Annotated in this window: 15 protein-coding genes; 6 read left to right on the plus strand and 9 right to left on the minus strand. The window is 48.5% G+C overall.

Annotation, left to right across the window (positions count from 1 at the left end):
* Positions 1-88 precede the first annotated feature (88 nt).
* The gene (locus tag MMB75_RS21395; protein WP_017428009.1) at positions 89-850 is read right to left on the minus strand and encodes an SDR family oxidoreductase; all 762 of its coding nucleotides are present in this window, start codon (positions 848-850) and stop codon (positions 89-91) included.
* 211 nt (positions 851-1,061) lie between these two features.
* Complete coding sequence (locus MMB75_RS21400; protein ID WP_277510556.1) at positions 1,062-3,494, minus strand: UvrD-helicase domain-containing protein; 2,433 nt, start codon at positions 3,492-3,494, stop codon at positions 1,062-1,064.
* A gap of 311 nt (positions 3,495-3,805) precedes the next feature.
* Between MMB75_RS21400 and MMB75_RS21405 the strand changes: the two genes are divergently transcribed.
* The gene (locus MMB75_RS21405; protein WP_277510557.1) at positions 3,806-4,651 is read left to right on the plus strand and encodes a zinc ribbon domain-containing protein; all 846 of its coding nucleotides are present in this window, start codon (positions 3,806-3,808) and stop codon (positions 4,649-4,651) included.
* Positions 4,652-4,716: 65 nt separating this feature from the next.
* Positions 4,717-5,505 (plus strand): TrmB family transcriptional regulator, encoded by a 789-nt coding sequence (locus MMB75_RS21410; protein WP_017428008.1) that lies wholly within the window; start codon positions 4,717-4,719, stop codon positions 5,503-5,505.
* A gap of 8 nt (positions 5,506-5,513) precedes the next feature.
* Here the strand turns inward: MMB75_RS21410 and MMB75_RS21415 are convergent, their stop codons facing one another.
* Entirely contained in the window at positions 5,514-6,146 is a 633-nt protein-coding gene (locus tag MMB75_RS21415) for an NUDIX hydrolase (RefSeq protein ID WP_277510558.1), read from the minus strand.
* 173 nt (positions 6,147-6,319) lie between these two features.
* On the opposite strand from MMB75_RS21415, the gene MMB75_RS21420 reads away from it, so the two are divergent.
* Positions 6,320-6,613, plus strand: a complete 294-nt coding sequence (locus MMB75_RS21420; RefSeq protein ID WP_016819532.1) for a hypothetical protein — start codon at positions 6,320-6,322, stop codon at positions 6,611-6,613.
* 76 nt (positions 6,614-6,689) lie between these two features.
* Entirely contained in the window at positions 6,690-7,391 is a 702-nt protein-coding gene (locus MMB75_RS21425; protein WP_025363925.1) for a histidine phosphatase family protein, read from the plus strand.
* A gap of 85 nt (positions 7,392-7,476) precedes the next feature.
* Here the strand turns inward: MMB75_RS21425 and mscL are convergent, their stop codons facing one another.
* Positions 7,477-7,971 carry a large conductance mechanosensitive channel protein MscL gene (gene mscL, locus MMB75_RS21430; protein WP_222821966.1) on the minus strand — a complete coding sequence of 165 codons (495 nt, stop codon included), beginning with the start codon at positions 7,969-7,971 and terminating at the stop codon, positions 7,477-7,479.
* Positions 7,972-8,121: 150 nt separating this feature from the next.
* On the opposite strand from mscL, the gene MMB75_RS21435 reads away from it, so the two are divergent.
* Positions 8,122-8,565 carry a carboxymuconolactone decarboxylase family protein gene (locus tag MMB75_RS21435; protein WP_277510566.1) on the plus strand — a complete coding sequence of 148 codons (444 nt, stop codon included), beginning with the start codon at positions 8,122-8,124 and terminating at the stop codon, positions 8,563-8,565.
* Between the two features lie 18 nt (positions 8,566-8,583).
* Complete coding sequence (locus MMB75_RS21440; protein ID WP_017428007.1) at positions 8,584-9,540, plus strand: sigma-70 family RNA polymerase sigma factor; 957 nt, start codon at positions 8,584-8,586, stop codon at positions 9,538-9,540.
* A 57-nt stretch (positions 9,541-9,597) separates the two neighbouring features.
* On the opposite strand, the gene MMB75_RS21445 is transcribed toward MMB75_RS21440, so the two are convergent.
* From MMB75_RS21445 to MMB75_RS21465, 5 genes are all read right to left on the minus strand, one after another.
* Positions 9,598-9,936: a DUF4870 domain-containing protein gene (locus MMB75_RS21445; protein ID WP_019686043.1), complete on the minus strand. Its 339-nt coding sequence runs from the start codon at positions 9,934-9,936 to the stop codon at positions 9,598-9,600.
* Between the two features lie 141 nt (positions 9,937-10,077).
* Complete coding sequence (locus MMB75_RS21450; protein WP_016819538.1) at positions 10,078-10,761, minus strand: MOSC domain-containing protein; 684 nt, start codon at positions 10,759-10,761, stop codon at positions 10,078-10,080.
* Between the two features lie 444 nt (positions 10,762-11,205).
* On the minus strand, positions 11,206-11,487 hold the full coding sequence (locus tag MMB75_RS21455; protein WP_277510573.1) for a transposase: 282 nt from the start codon (positions 11,485-11,487) through the stop codon (positions 11,206-11,208).
* Between the two features lie 30 nt (positions 11,488-11,517).
* Positions 11,518-12,669, minus strand: coding sequence for an MGDG synthase family glycosyltransferase (locus MMB75_RS21460; protein WP_102998364.1), 1,152 nt, complete (start codon positions 12,667-12,669; stop codon positions 11,518-11,520).
* Between the two features lie 43 nt (positions 12,670-12,712).
* Positions 12,713-13,750, minus strand: a complete 1,038-nt coding sequence (locus MMB75_RS21465; protein ID WP_025363931.1) for a serine hydrolase domain-containing protein — start codon at positions 13,748-13,750, stop codon at positions 12,713-12,715.
* Positions 13,751-13,988 lie beyond the last annotated feature (238 nt).

The following is a 13,988-nucleotide window of genomic DNA, read 5'->3' on the forward strand; positions in this document are numbered from 1 at the left end:
ATAACGTGCTAGTCAATCTACTAGGTAAATCAATAAAAAGCGAATTGAAAAAAGGGCAATCCCGCAAAAGGACAGCCCCATAAGCGAGCTATTTTATTGAATTTTTCGTTGCCTTATACATATTTTCTACGTGTTCGTCTACTTCGTCTCGTGACATGCGTAAGCGAGGCACAGAGGTACCAAATCCGATCTCTATTTTCCCCTCTTCTAATCCTTTGAAAATTCCATCTGCGAAGGCATCTAACGGCTCTCCATGCGTATGCAACCCTGCTCCACCTAAATTTGTATTTACTGCTGGCGGGACAACCTCAATTACCTCTACAGACGTATCAGAAAGCTGGTGTCTTAGGCTGATTGTAAAGGAATGAAGTGCCGCTTTCGTTGCTGAATAAATCGGAGCAATCACAAACGGCGTAAAAGCTAACCCAGAAGTGACGTTAATGATAGTCGCCTCTTCTTTTGTTGCAAAATAGGGAGCGAACAACATGGATAGATGGAAAGGTGCTTCAATGTTAGTGGTGATTTCTTTACTGAAATAATCCCAATTGCTTTTTACATCCGTTTTTAGAACGTTAAAGCGTTGCTGGATACCGGCGTTGTTAACTAACACATTTACTTCTGGATAGTTGGCTGTTACCCAATCCGATAAAGCTATACGCTCGGATTCCATATTCAAATCACTTACATGAGTAATAAGGCTAGGCAATTTCTCTTTCGCTTTTTGAAGTACATGTTCACGCCGTCCAGAAACAATGACTTTATTTCCAGCTTTTAAAAATCGTTCTGCAAAGGCTAATCCTATTCCAGTACTTCCACCGGTAATTAGTATTGTATTTCCTGAAAGTTTCATTATATGTTCTCTCCTTTTATTAGTTTTCGTTCTTGTTTCCTGAATGCGCTGTGCCTAAACTGTAACTTTAACTTAGATAAAATTATATATAAAAAAACGGCAGACTAGGATTTTATTCTCACATCCTAGTCTGCCGTTATTTATTTTATTTAGTCTGTCTAAAACTTATTTTCGCAAAAGACAGTTCCATCCGGCTATGTGCGCCTCACATTTATCTGGCCGGGATGTTGCGCGTTCCCTCCGTCATCGGGGAGGAGCAAAGCGGACACACCGGCGGCGTGCCTGCATTGGTCCCCGTTGTGCGGCGTCCACCTACTGTGTCGCGCCGCATCCATGCCTTGCAGGCGGCGTCCGTGCATTTCCACACAGGCACATTGACGCGTGGCTCTGTCTGCGACTTAGCCGCCGCCGAAGCCGTACGTGCTGTAGGGGGTGCTGGGGCTGGTCCCGGCCTGCTGCTCACACGGGTTGCCGTGCCAGACATTGGCGAACCACCGCCAGCCCGGCTGCCATACCCCGAAGTACCCTTCGGTTGGCCGAAGCTACTGCGGCGCGTTTCTGGCTTGGAGACTTCAGGGGTGACCCCATAGGCTTCCAGCAGAAAACGCGACACGGCGGCAGGCTTGCCGTGATTGGAGGCGGGGGAGGTGATATACAGCAGCTCCTTCGCCCGGGTAACGGCTACGTAAGCGAGGCGACGCTCTTCCTCCAGCGCAGCATCGTTATCCACGGCTGTTGCGGGGGCGGCGCCTGCCCGACGATCCTCTGGCAGCTCGCTGTGTAGAGCTGAGCTGTGCGGCAGGATGCCTTCGCTGGCCCCGATCCAATATACGCAAGGGAACTCTAGTCCCTTGGCTCGGTGGATCGTCATGAGCCGAACAGCATCGCTGTCTTCCTCTCTGCGCAGAGATTCCATCTGGCGGTGGCGCTCGGAAAGCTCGTCCGCAAAGTTGACGAATGCCTCTACCGTGTCAAAGCGCTTGGCTGCCGTTTCGAGCTCCTCCAGACTTTCTTGCATCGTTTCCTTATAATGTGTCCATGCGCCTGTATCTCCGCTTTCCAAATATTTGTCATAAAAGACGCGCCGCATTTCTTGAATGGCATAGGCAGGCTTCATGGTAGTGAGACTGCGAATCAATCGAATGCGTTCTTTCACCTGTTCACGCTGAAAATCACGTAGTCGATCCCAACGGCTGAGGTGGATTAGCGGGTATTTTTTAGCCTGCTGCTTCTCTTCACGCATAATCCATTCCATTCCGGCCTCACGAGAGACATACAGCGGTCCAAGGGTGCTTGGAATAGATTCCATTCGCCGGGGATTCAGCGACAGACGCAAGTGGTCCATTAAGGGACGAATCAGAGATTGATCGTAAAATACGGCTCCCGCTCCGTACTGAATAAATGGGACATCCCGCATAATCAATTGCTCAAAAATAGATCGGCTTCCGCTGGCTGTCCGGTGCAAAATAGCGATATCCCGGTAGCGAAGCCGACCTTCCTCTACCTGTCCGAGTAGATGAGTAACAATATGTCCCGCCTCTTCCTCAGGCCCGGATGGGGTGGCAAACTGTGGCGGCAAGCCCTCACGCCCAGCAGCCGCAAGACGTTTGGAACGTCGATGAACATTTTTAGCGACGATGTTGGAACCCAGCCCCAAAATGCGCGCATCACTACGATAATTAATATCAAGGGTGATGACCTTTGCATCTTTATAGACCTTGTCAAATTCCAGAATGGATTCCTGGCGGGCTCCGTTAAAGGTATAGATCGTCTGGTTATCATCTCCGACGACCATCAGATTGCGATGCCTCGCAGCCAATCGCTGCACCATTTCGTATTGCAGGGCATTCGTATCCTGGAATTCATCGACCATGATATAGGAAAAACGCCGTTGAAGCGGCTGAAGCACATCCGGGTCACGCAGGAGAACAGAGGCACGCAGCAGAATATCGTCAAAATCCATCTTATTGCGTTCCTGTTTCCACGCTTCATAGGCGAGCATGGCACACTTGGCATCCGCTTCCTCGCGCATGGTTTCCGGCAACTCGTCTGCGCTACGGCCTTCCGCTTTCCAGGCGGAGAGTGCGGACAGCAGGCTTTCCGGCTGGAAAGCCTCACTCAGTCCAAGCTGGCGTAGCATCATTTTCATAACGGTATGTTGGGCCTGCGTTTCACCGAACACTTCGTCTTGCACGCCGCGATGACGCAGCATCGCCAAAGCGAATGAGTGGAAGGTACGCGCCTGTACTGCGCGTGCAGCGGTAGGTCGCACACCGGGTAATCCCGCGATGCGCAGCTTCATTTCGGCAGCTGCTTTGCTGGTGAAGGTCACCAGCAGGATGGAAGATGCAGGGACATCCCGCATCGCCATAAGGTAGCCTGCACGGGCTGCCAGCACCGTGGTTTTGCCGCAGCCAGCCCCTGCCAGGGTGAGAAGGGGGCCTTTACCATGGCGTACAGCCTGAATCTGCGGGCGGTTCAGATGAATGCCCGCATTCTCTATAGCACGAAAATAGGCCGCGTCTTGGTCGGTGTCGGGTACCAGCGTTATACTGGTATCCATAGAAGCTCGACGTGCCTGAGGGCTCGTCGTTGAATAAGGAACCCCGATGGGTCGGGGGTAAAATGCAGGATTTGGGTTCATGATCCTGAAACCCCTTTCGTTCTTAAAATCTTCCATTTTCACAAATGGGGGTAGTTTTTGGTATGATAGAGTTCTAGTCAGCTTTAGATGATGATAAGAACAAGGCGATGGACTAAAATGATACTGAATTCATGCGGATCTAGAGCTGGAGCGTCAGAACGTTAATAGGTTGACGCCAATGCCTATAGCCTTCAAACAGGCAATATGACCGCATTCCATTATACAGGAGTTCGAGGCTTGCCAACAGAAAAAAACTTTGGGATATACGGACGGTACAGTGAAATCCGGCTGGATATGGGGAGGAAATAACGATGAAGCTGATTCAACGTATAAAGGAAGGCGCTAATCGCGCAACAGAAAAGGCGCAGCATGCTGTCGAGATTAGTAAGATCAATTCGCAAATTACAACAATTCAGCAGGAAATGGATGTACACTTTTTACGAATGGGTCAAATCTTTTACGAAGGTTACCGGGCATCCGATATGTCAGTGGCTGAAACCGAGATGACACAGTTGTCTACTGCTTGTGATGAGCTTCAGGATGAAATTGATGAGCTGCGCAGCAGAATTGCAGAATTGAAAAATGCCCATTTATGTACCTGTGGTGCAGTTGTACCGCTGGATGCGAACTTTTGCCCTAAATGTGGGCGCAAGCTGAATGAAGGGCAGGCTGCCTCCAAGCAAGTAGCGGCCGTGCGGGAAGAGGTGCCGACAGACGCCTATTCGTTTGATCTGCTCAAGTCAGAGGCAGTGAAGGATGCTGCGCCTGCTTACACGGAGTATGCAGTAGATGAAGTCATCGATCGGCATGAACAGGATGAGCGGTATGAAACGCATGATCCAACGGAATTAGACCGCAATTACACGGTGTCTGATTTTACTCCGGAAGAAAAAGCGGCATTTGATGAAGAGTGGGAGCGCCGTCGTCAGGAAGAACTGGAGAAAGAACACCAGCGTCTTGAAGAACTGGAACGTGAGCGGGAGCGTCAAGAGGAGCTGGATGAGCGCATTCGATATTGGAAGGCCAACAATTCCGGGTCCGAGAAGCCGGCAACACCGTCTACGCAAATACGCGAAAATGTAAAATGCCAAATCTGCACAGCGGAACTACCCAAAGGCTCCAAATGGTGCCCGCGCTGTGGAGCTGAACAGATTTGACGCAGCCGAACAGGCTGCCGCAGGACACAGACATAACGCCGGGCAGCATAGGGGGAACAGAACATATGGAGCGTTTGCTGCAACATCTGCGGAATCTGGGTTTTACGGAGATGGAAGCCAAGGTGATGGTCGAGCTTTCGAGACAAAATGCAGCGTCCGGCTATGAAGTGGCTAAGCGTTTGGGGGCATCGCGCTCCAACGTGTACGCAGCTTTGCAGCGTTTGGCCGGACAGGGATATCTCAGAGCGAGTGCAGGAGAACCTGTACGCTACAGCATGCTGCCGCCGGGTGAGCTGACCCGGATGATTGAAGGGCAGATGCGGGAATCCCTGCTGGCGGTGGAGAAGGAGATGCCACGAACAGAACCAGCCAAGCCGACCTTTTATAACGTGGAAGGTGACCGGAAGGTGCTGGAAAGCCTGACACGCGAGCTGGAACGGGCTAAGCATGAGATTGTGCTGGATTTGTGGCGTGAGGAAGCCGAACTGCTGCGGGAAGAGTTGAAAAAAGCCGAGAGTCGGGGTGTGCGACTCCTATGGTCCTGCGACAACGGAGAAAGCATGTTGGGGCCGTGGCTACCGCGTGCATCTGGTACAAACGGCCAGGAACCGTCAGGGCGCAAGTTTTCCTTTGTTATTGACCGGCGTTGGTGCATGCTGGGAATGCGGGGAGAGAATTGCCCGACACAGGCGCTTATTACCGAGCATCCGGTGATGACAGGTTTGCTGCTTGATCATTTTGCCCAGGATCTTATTTTGTATGAGCTGGAGCATGATATGGGCAGCGAGCTGTCGACCCGATATGGCTGGCGGTATGAAGGCATTGTCGGCAAATATATGTCAGCCGGAGAATAGGTTAAGGACTACTGGGAGGGAAGTTCCATCAGAGCCCGGCATACAGATGTAATATAGCCCGCTTGATGAGGAACAAATTGATCCGGTGTAATCAGGCGGCGAGTTTTTTCCGGGTTCGGCCCCGACGTAATACCTTGGGCTTCGATAAATGGAATATGGCCTTCAAACAGGGCCAGTGCTTGCTCAAGGTCTGCTTCGTACAGTCCGGCTACTTCTTCCTGCTGAAGACGATAGGCTTCCAGGGGCTGGTTGGACAGCAGTCCGAACACCGAGCTGACCTCCCGATCCCAAAAAGAGGTGCCCTGTGCAGTACCTTTACTTTCATACCGAACGGTCATTAGCGGTGTTAAGGAGGTAAAGGGAACTTGAATGCCCAGTTCTTCCTCCAGCTCGCGAGCTGCCTGGGACATATCTTCGCCTGAGGTCAAATGCCCTGCTGCTGTAATATCGTAGCATCCGGGGAAGGTGTCCTTTGTATCCTGACGCTGTTGGAATAGCAAGCGGCGGCCTGTCGAAGTGTCTCGTGCCAGCCAGCAGTGAAAGGTATGGTGCCAGTATCCCTTGGCATGTGCTTCCTGTCGAGAGGCTGTGCCAAGGGGGTTGTCTTCATCGTCATAGATATCCAGAAGCTCGCTAGTCATCGTGGTTCCTCCTATAATCAGCAGAAAATCAAAGTCTTACTTTACAGTATAACGTGTTTTCCACCCTGACGATATGATGGTCGATGTGGAATGTGGAGTAGCTTTTGGGGTATGCTGGGAACATGGAGATTTGCGCCATAACATAGGTTTATGATTGAAAGGAGCGATTTTACATGGAATGTATTGTACATTTCCGAGTGATGCATCCAGAGGAGCCCAAAGAACTGCGCGGGCTTATTATGCTGGAAAGCGGAGGCAAGCCGGGGATTGACCAAATAACAGATATGTTCAAAAATATGGGCTATGATGTGCGTCCAGACAACCCGGAGGAATTGATTTTTAAACCAGTCGATGCCAGAGCGAACTATACATATATCCGGGTTATTGAGCTGGATACGGGTGAGGAAGTTTACCAAGAAGACAGAGATTTGCGCGCGATTTTGGAAAATTTGCTGAATAAACATTAATTAAAGATCAGGAGAGCTAACCAATGGAATGAGATCAAGCGATCCTGTCGCCATTCTTAGGAACGGAGAACCAATGATGAGATTGTATATTATCCGACATGCAGACCCTGATTACCCTAACAACACCATCACGCCGGAGGGACATTTGGAAGCCAAGGCACTGGCCAAACGACTGTCCAGTCACGGATTGGACCGTATTTACGTCTCTCCGTTAGGGCGGGCTTTGGACACAATGCGCTACACCACCGACTCTCTCGGTATGACTTATGAAGTGGAGGACTGGACGCAGGAGCTGGCTCTAAAGCTGGAGGATACTCCATACGGTCGTCTTTCCCATTGGGATTTGCCTGGTGAAGTGATTCGTTCCGGGTCGCCTCTGCCGACTCATGACTCTTGGAAGGAAATTTCCTATTATCAGGGGACGCAAAGTCCCGAAACCTTCGAGCGACTGAAGGTTCATTCTGATGAATTCCTGAAGCGGCAAGGCTTTGAGCGGGTGGAGGGCAGGTACCGAATTTTGAAGCATACCGAAGACAGGGTAGCCGTATTTTGTCATGGCGGCTTCGGGCTGACCTGGCTTGCACATCTGTTGGAACTACCTTTGGCTTTGGTCTGGTCCGGTTTTTGGATGCCGCCTAGCTCTGTAACCACCATCTTGTTTGATGAACGCTCCAAGGAATGGGCAGTTCCCCGTTGCATTGGCTTCGGTGATGTCTCCCATTTGTACGCAGAAGGTTTGCCAGTCAGACCTCGGGGTATTATTACCAACTTCAGTTAATGGGATTTCTATACTAATGCCAAAACGGCTTGAGACGATACACCGTCTTAAGCCGTTTGTTGTATTTATAGGAGTGTAGGTTGAGTCAGCGTGATTCAACGAATCCCTCTAGCTTGGATGTGCAATGTGCACAGCGGGTAGCAGCTATAGGAATTTCGGACAGGCAATGTGGGCATTCCTTGATCGTTTTTTCCTGAGGAGGTTTTTCTTCCTCTTTGCGCTTCAGCATGTTAATCCCTTTGACCAGCATGAACACACAGAAGGCCACGATGAGGAAGTCCAGCAGGACATTAATAAACTGACCATAGGCAAGGACCGCAATTCCTGCTTCTTTGGCTTGTGCAAGGGTTTTGCGTGTACCGTCAGAATTTAGAGGATCGGCAGCTTGTAAAGCTACATATAAGTCTGGAAAATTCATGCCGCCCAGAAGTTTACCAATCGGAGGCATAATAATATCGTTCACCACAGAAGTGACAATCTTGCCAAACGCTCCACCAATGATAACGCCGACCGCGAGGTCAATCACGTTACCCCGTACAGCGAATTCTTTAAATTCTTGAATAAAACCTTTTCCGCTCATGTGATGTACACCTTCTTTACATAAAATCATTTATTTATAATACATGCTATGCCTACTGAGGGCAATTCCAAATTGATGTATTGCACTTTGTCACAAAACCACATGTTCATTTGTCTTCTATATGTAAACCAATAATGGAGGCGATATATCGTGAGTTTAAGATTTAATCACAGAGCAGTGAGTCCTAGTACATTCAAGGCAATGATGGAGATGGAAAAATATATTTCCGGCCGTTTTACAGACAAAGTATTGTACGAACTATTGAAAATTAGAGTATCCCAAATCAATGGCTGTTCCTATTGTCTTGATATGCATGCAAAGGATTTGCTAAAACTAGGCGATTATGCTGACCATATTTTGCAGCTTGCTTTATGGCGGGAGGTTCCTTTGTTCACGGAAAAAGAACGTGCTATGCTTGAATTAGCTGAAGCGGTCACTCATATCTCAGAGCAAGGGGTACCTACAGACTTGTATAATCGGGTCAGAGAACATTTTAGTGAGGAAGAATACCTAGATTTGATCACGGCAATTAATGTGATCAACAGCTGGAACCGGATTGCCATAGCGACCGGGATGTATCCAGGCAGTCTTTAATGAATAGGGGGCTATGCTTTGTCTGGCAAAGAATACGGAATTGAACAGGAATCGGTGGATGTAAGTCTGGAGGAGCTGTATCAGAAATATCGCAAATATTCTTTTGCCATTGCTTATCGCATGCTTGGAACGGTTACAGATGCCGAGGATGTCGTTCAAGACTGCTTTGTCGAGCTGGAGCATAAGCCCCTGAATGACATACAGAACCCCAAAGCCTATGTAGCCAAAATGACGATGAATCGGTGTCTCAATCTACTGAATTCTGCGCGCAAGCAAAGAGAGACGTATGTAGGACAGTGGCTACCAGAGCCGTTGGGTGAAAGCGCAGATCTCCCTGCCGATTGGTTAGAACGTAAAGATATGATATCTTACGCATTTCTGGTTCTGCTGGAGCAGCTAAAGCCGATAGAACGGGCTGTTTTTGTGCTGAGAGAAGCTTTTCAGTATGATTATAAAGATATTGCGGAATTACTGGGCAAGACCGAGAGCAATTGTCGTCAGTTGTTCAGTCGCTCCCGTCGTATTCTATCTTCCGGAGACTCTGCTCCTGAAGCTCCAATCAGTCCTAATATAAATAACTCTTCCCGGGTAAAACTGCTGGAACGTTTTACAACTGCTTTTCTCGCCTACGATGTGACTGCTATGCTGGAACTACTGGCTGAACAACCTGTATTCGTGTCAGATGGTGGAGGTAATGTGCATACGGTGATGAGACCGATGGTTGTACGCAAAGGCGTTCTCGCACTGTTGACCTCTCGTCGGGTATTAACCGTTTTACGAGAAAGAGATGTGGTCCACACGGTCATCAATGGTGAGGTTCAGCTGGCATTTCTGAAAGACGGTGAAGTGAGAGAAACCTTGTGTCTCAGACTGGCACCGGACGGGGAGCATATTCAGAATTTTTATTTAATGGTTAATCCAGATAAGCTAGGACACATTCATATAAGGACAGAAGAAGCAAGCGTAAAAGAATGAACTGCCCAAACGGAAAAACCTTGAATCCTTGTTTAGGATCAAGGTTTTTTGCTGTCTTTATAACTGCCGGGCTTGATGAAGAGCCAGATCGCCTATCCAGGGAAGCTTGAGCCACTTTCCTTGTCCCGCACGAATTAACAAGATAATCCACATGGCAAGGCTTGCCAGCGTTAGCAGGGAAGCGAGCAAAGGACCGAGTAGCGGAATGAATCCGACTAGCACATGCCCGATCATGAGGGCTACAAAAAGAAGTATGGATTGCAGTGCGTGAAATAATACGAATCGGCTTTTCTTTTCCAGCATGACAAAGGCCAGCGCTCCAATAAATGCGAACAAATAGCACAGGACAGCTGCTATATTTTCATCCAGTCCTGTGGAAGACTTATAGACTGACATGTCAGGCATATCCTCCTTTATAAATGATTCAAGCTAAGTCTCCGTACTATACAAGCTATGAGGACAGGATTGAAGGATATGCCCGATCTCGGTAAAAAAGTTCACTCTACACAAAACATACTAACTCATTGAACCTCTTCCTTACGAATTGCCTGATAGTCTTTCCCGAGAATCCGTTTCTGTTCCCGCCAAACGTTTTAGAAACGTATTTCTCCAGTTTACGGACAATTCTTCCACTTCGAGAATTTGTTTAATACCCTCGATATGATCCTTCTCTTGATGCATAATTCGATTGGCAAATGAAACCGTAATTGCTTTCGGATGGCGATGAAGGAGGGATAGTCCGTCGGCTTTAGAGACAACTCCCTCTTCCAGAACGCGGAAGTAGAATCCCGTGTAGCCTGTTTGCTGTACCTTTAGGGGCATGTCGGGTACGCCGTACTTGAGGGACAACTTGTAGCAAGGCTGTCTCGGCTGGCTAACTTGAACGATAGCTTTGCCAAGCTTAAAGACGTCTCCAATGCAAACGTCGGATTCTAGCAAACCCTTTATCGTTAAATTTTCACCGAATGCGCCGTAATCGAGCGGACTCCGCAATTCATTTTCCCAGAACGGGTAGTGCTCGTAGGGATAGACGCATACAGCTTTCTCGTGCCCTCCGTGATGAACTAGATCGCCCTGCCCATCCCCTTCGAAGTTTAGATAAGATAAATACAGATATTCATCTGTGGCCGACTTGAATATCCCCGTAGAAACATCCTTCTGATTAAACCGAATCTGCTTGGGCATACCGACATTAAGAGAAAGGATTTTAATAGATGCCATTCGGATCACCTCTACTCCAAATTTTGGTCAACGAGTTTCGCTAGATGCTTCTATATTCACGTTCCTGCATTCCTGTTCCGCTTTCATCACGTCCATGATGACACCGCCTTTTTACATTTCGGTAATTCCTCTTTTGACTCTGTTTGTCCCCGTTTCCATTTTACACTTCTCCATGTGCTATTTGCGAATTAGAGAATGTGTATAAAAATACGAAAAAGGCTGAACGAAAAAGATTCGTTCAGCCTTTTAAACAGTTATACACATGTTTTGCACATGTTGTACGCACTTTATCCACCGCATAATAGTGTTTATCCACAAAAACAACGTGGTTTATACACAACTTGTGCACAAACTGTAGACAATATTACAATAATTCATAGTTTGCGCACAGTTTGTCCACAAACTATCAACATATTGGTAGTAATTGTGGATATACTTCCGTAATTATCGGTCACCAGTTTTTAAATGACGGCGCGGGTGTGTGATTTTACCCATTTTATTCTTGTCATCCTCTTTGGGGATAAGTCGTTCATCGGTATGTCCTTCGTGATGGTTCTCAAAGGCATATTCGGTCATTTTCCACTCAGAAGTACCCAAAACAACATCAGCGGGAAAGTGCTGGCCTCTGTGCAAATGCTGCTCATGTCCATCCTCATCCACATAAATACCATCCACTTCTACCTTTTCACCCGTTAGTGGGAGTAAATCCTTTCCTTTGTGTTCCATTGGTATCCCCTCCGTCTGGCTTATTCTTCGTTAATTTGTCCGGACGGAGGTTCTTTTATCCACAAGCTGCTGTAAAATATCCTCGGCAATCTGGTCTGCGGGATGAGGTTTGCGAAGTAACTCAATCGCCTGCTTCATTTCCTTAGCAAGAGAGGGAGTGGAGATCAGATCCAGACAATGTTGAATCAGTTCCTCCGTTGTGCGAGCAATGCGGGCAGCTCCTTTTTGCTGCAGATACAGAGCATTATTTAGTTCCTGACCGGGTACGGGTTTGAACACCAGGATAGGCAAACCCGATGCGATGCTTTCCGAGAGTGTGATACCGCCGGGCTTTGTAATCACCAGACTGCTTGCTCGCATAAGTGCTGGAACGTAGTCCACAAATCCGTAGGTGTAGATGTCGGGGTGGTCTGCATACAGCGCATCCAATTCTGCTTTCAGCTGCTGATTGCGTCCGCAGACGATCAGCAGTCGAAGCTGCGGCAGCTGGCTTAAATGATGACAGATATCCAGTATGCCGGATAACACACCATACGCACCTGCCATAATGAGCAGCGTAGTCGTCTCAGCCTGTAACGGTGGGATTACCTGTTGCTGATCAGGGGGTTCGTTGACAGATAGGCTATAAAAAGAAGCGTGAATCGGAATTCCAGTCGCGGTAATACGTTCGATAGGTATTCCCCGCTGTGCGGCCTCCTGCTGCAGATCTTCAGTGGCTACATAGTAGCGGTCAATATCGGGATGCAACCAGCGCCCATGCAGGTCAAAGTCTGTAACCACGTTGACAATAGGCAAATTCATTCCCATTTTGCGGCGTAACGCCGGGAGAGCGAGCTGCGGGAACGTATGGATCACGAGGTCCGGCAACTCCTTTTTCAGTGTAAGAGCAAGTTGACGCATTCCGAATGAATGCAACACATGGCCAAAGGCTGATTTAGCCTGCATACCGCGCGTGATGTTATAGACCCAGCCGTAAAGCTGTGGAATGGTTTTGAAACTTTGCATATATACAAATTTGGTCAGCCCATTCAACCATGGATGAGATTCAGCCATCAGGTCGAGTAGTTGTACCTCGCAGTGTCCGAGTCTTCGCAGACTATCCATGATTGCCCGAGCGGCCTGCACATGGCCTTCCCCGTAGCTGGCGTATAAAATTAGAATTTTCGGTGCTGAGACTTTCATGATTGTTTAGCCCCCTATATTCAATAAGCACATGTAGCTCATTTTAGGAACGTTCCAAGTTGAGGGAGGATACGGCTGGCAAGACGAAACGCTCTAGCAGTGTTCGTGGGTTTTTCCAACGGCTCACCTTGCTGTCTGCTGTAAATACCACGACTGCATTCGCTTCCGGTATCAGATATATTTGCTGTCCTCCATGTCCGTGTGCACACGCATAGTCAATGCCGTGGAGTCGTCCAGTCCACCATTGGAATCCGTAATCTCCGAATTCTGGATAGCCTTCAATCTGTCGCTGCGTCGCCTGATGCAGCCAATCGGCTGGAATCAATTCTCTTCCATTCCAGATGCCTTGATGAAGGCAGCAATCGCCGAATTTAGCCATGTCTCGCGACGTCAGATACAGTCCGATATGGCCCATGGTGTAACCCTCTGGATCTTGTGCCCAACCACTTCTCCCGAAACCTAACGGTTCGAATAAATGCTGGAGAGCGTACGTATAGGCGTCCATGCCACAGCAACGGGTCAGGAGCACGGACAGCAGATGTGAATCAACACTGCGATATTGGAATACCCCGATTTGATCCTCCTGTACAGGTAAGCGGAGGGCAAAGGACGGCCAGCTCTTGCTGCGATGAAAACGGTGGATAAAGGCTTCGCCGAGCTTTTTGCCCGTCTGCCAATACAAGCCTGACGTCATAGTCAACAAATGACGAATCGTAATCCGCTCTAGCAGTGTTTCCTTCCGCCGGGGCAAATACTCAGGCAACAGCTTATGCACAGCCGTATCTGGTCCGGGCATATCCCCACGTGCCATAGCCATGCCGACGAGCGTGGAAGTGAAGCTTTTGGTCGCGGAACGCAAATCGTTCAGAGCGCTTGCTTCATGACCGTTGTAATAGCGCTCCCAGATCAGCTTGCCGTGGCGAAGCAGGAGAAAGCTGTGCATTTTCGGAAATTTAGCTCGGATTTCATGATCTGCCTGATCAAGTAGGGAGGCATCGATGCCTTCCTCTTCACAAGTTCCGAGGTTCAGCGCAGACAGACGGGCAACAGGTGCAGTGAACAGTGGAGCATAACGGCTCATCCCTTTCCCCCCTTTTTATGTTTATTTATTTTACCCCAAACACATACGCTCCAAAAGCCGATAAATAAGGTATACCTCTATGCAGCAGCTAATTGAGAACTCCAAATGCTATGAAGCGTAAAAGATAGGTAAAATCAATGTAAATTTACTGGAAAGCTGAAAGCTGTATCTGAATATGGTATAATGGGGTAGTGATTCAGCCAATAGAAAATCGGTTAATAATAGTGTCAGGTACATG

Source organism: Paenibacillus sp. P2(2022) (assembly GCF_029522175.1).
GTDB lineage: Bacteria > Bacillota > Bacilli > Paenibacillales > Paenibacillaceae > Paenibacillus > Paenibacillus polymyxa.

Excerpts from the sequence above, each read along its gene's own strand:
- MMB75_RS21395 (WP_017428009.1), bottom strand. The coding sequence starts at position 850 with ATGAAACTTTCAGGAAATACAATACTAATTACCGGTGGAAGTACTGGA.
- MMB75_RS21400 (WP_277510556.1), bottom strand. The coding sequence starts at position 3,494 with ATGAACCCAAATCCTGCATTTTACCCCCGACCCATCGGGGTTCCTTAT.
- MMB75_RS21405 (WP_277510557.1), top strand. The coding sequence starts at position 3,806 with ATGAAGCTGATTCAACGTATAAAGGAAGGCGCTAATCGCGCAACAGAA.
- MMB75_RS21410 (WP_017428008.1), top strand. The coding sequence starts at position 4,717 with ATGGAGCGTTTGCTGCAACATCTGCGGAATCTGGGTTTTACGGAGATG.
- MMB75_RS21415 (WP_277510558.1), bottom strand. The coding sequence starts at position 6,146 with ATGACTAGCGAGCTTCTGGATATCTATGACGATGAAGACAACCCCCTT.
- MMB75_RS21420 (WP_016819532.1), top strand. The coding sequence starts at position 6,320 with ATGGAATGTATTGTACATTTCCGAGTGATGCATCCAGAGGAGCCCAAA.
- MMB75_RS21425 (WP_025363925.1), top strand. The coding sequence starts at position 6,690 with ATGAGATTGTATATTATCCGACATGCAGACCCTGATTACCCTAACAAC.
- mscL (WP_222821966.1), bottom strand. The coding sequence starts at position 7,971 with ATGAGCGGAAAAGGTTTTATTCAAGAATTTAAAGAATTCGCTGTACGG.
- MMB75_RS21445 (WP_019686043.1), bottom strand. The coding sequence starts at position 9,936 with ATGTCAGTCTATAAGTCTTCCACAGGACTGGATGAAAATATAGCAGCT.
- MMB75_RS21450 (WP_016819538.1), bottom strand. The coding sequence starts at position 10,761 with ATGGCATCTATTAAAATCCTTTCTCTTAATGTCGGTATGCCCAAGCAG.
- MMB75_RS21455 (WP_277510573.1), bottom strand. The coding sequence starts at position 11,487 with ATGGAACACAAAGGAAAGGATTTACTCCCACTAACGGGTGAAAAGGTA.
- MMB75_RS21460 (WP_102998364.1), bottom strand. The coding sequence starts at position 12,669 with ATGAAAGTCTCAGCACCGAAAATTCTAATTTTATACGCCAGCTACGGG.
- MMB75_RS21465 (WP_025363931.1), bottom strand. The coding sequence starts at position 13,750 with ATGAGCCGTTATGCTCCACTGTTCACTGCACCTGTTGCCCGTCTGTCT.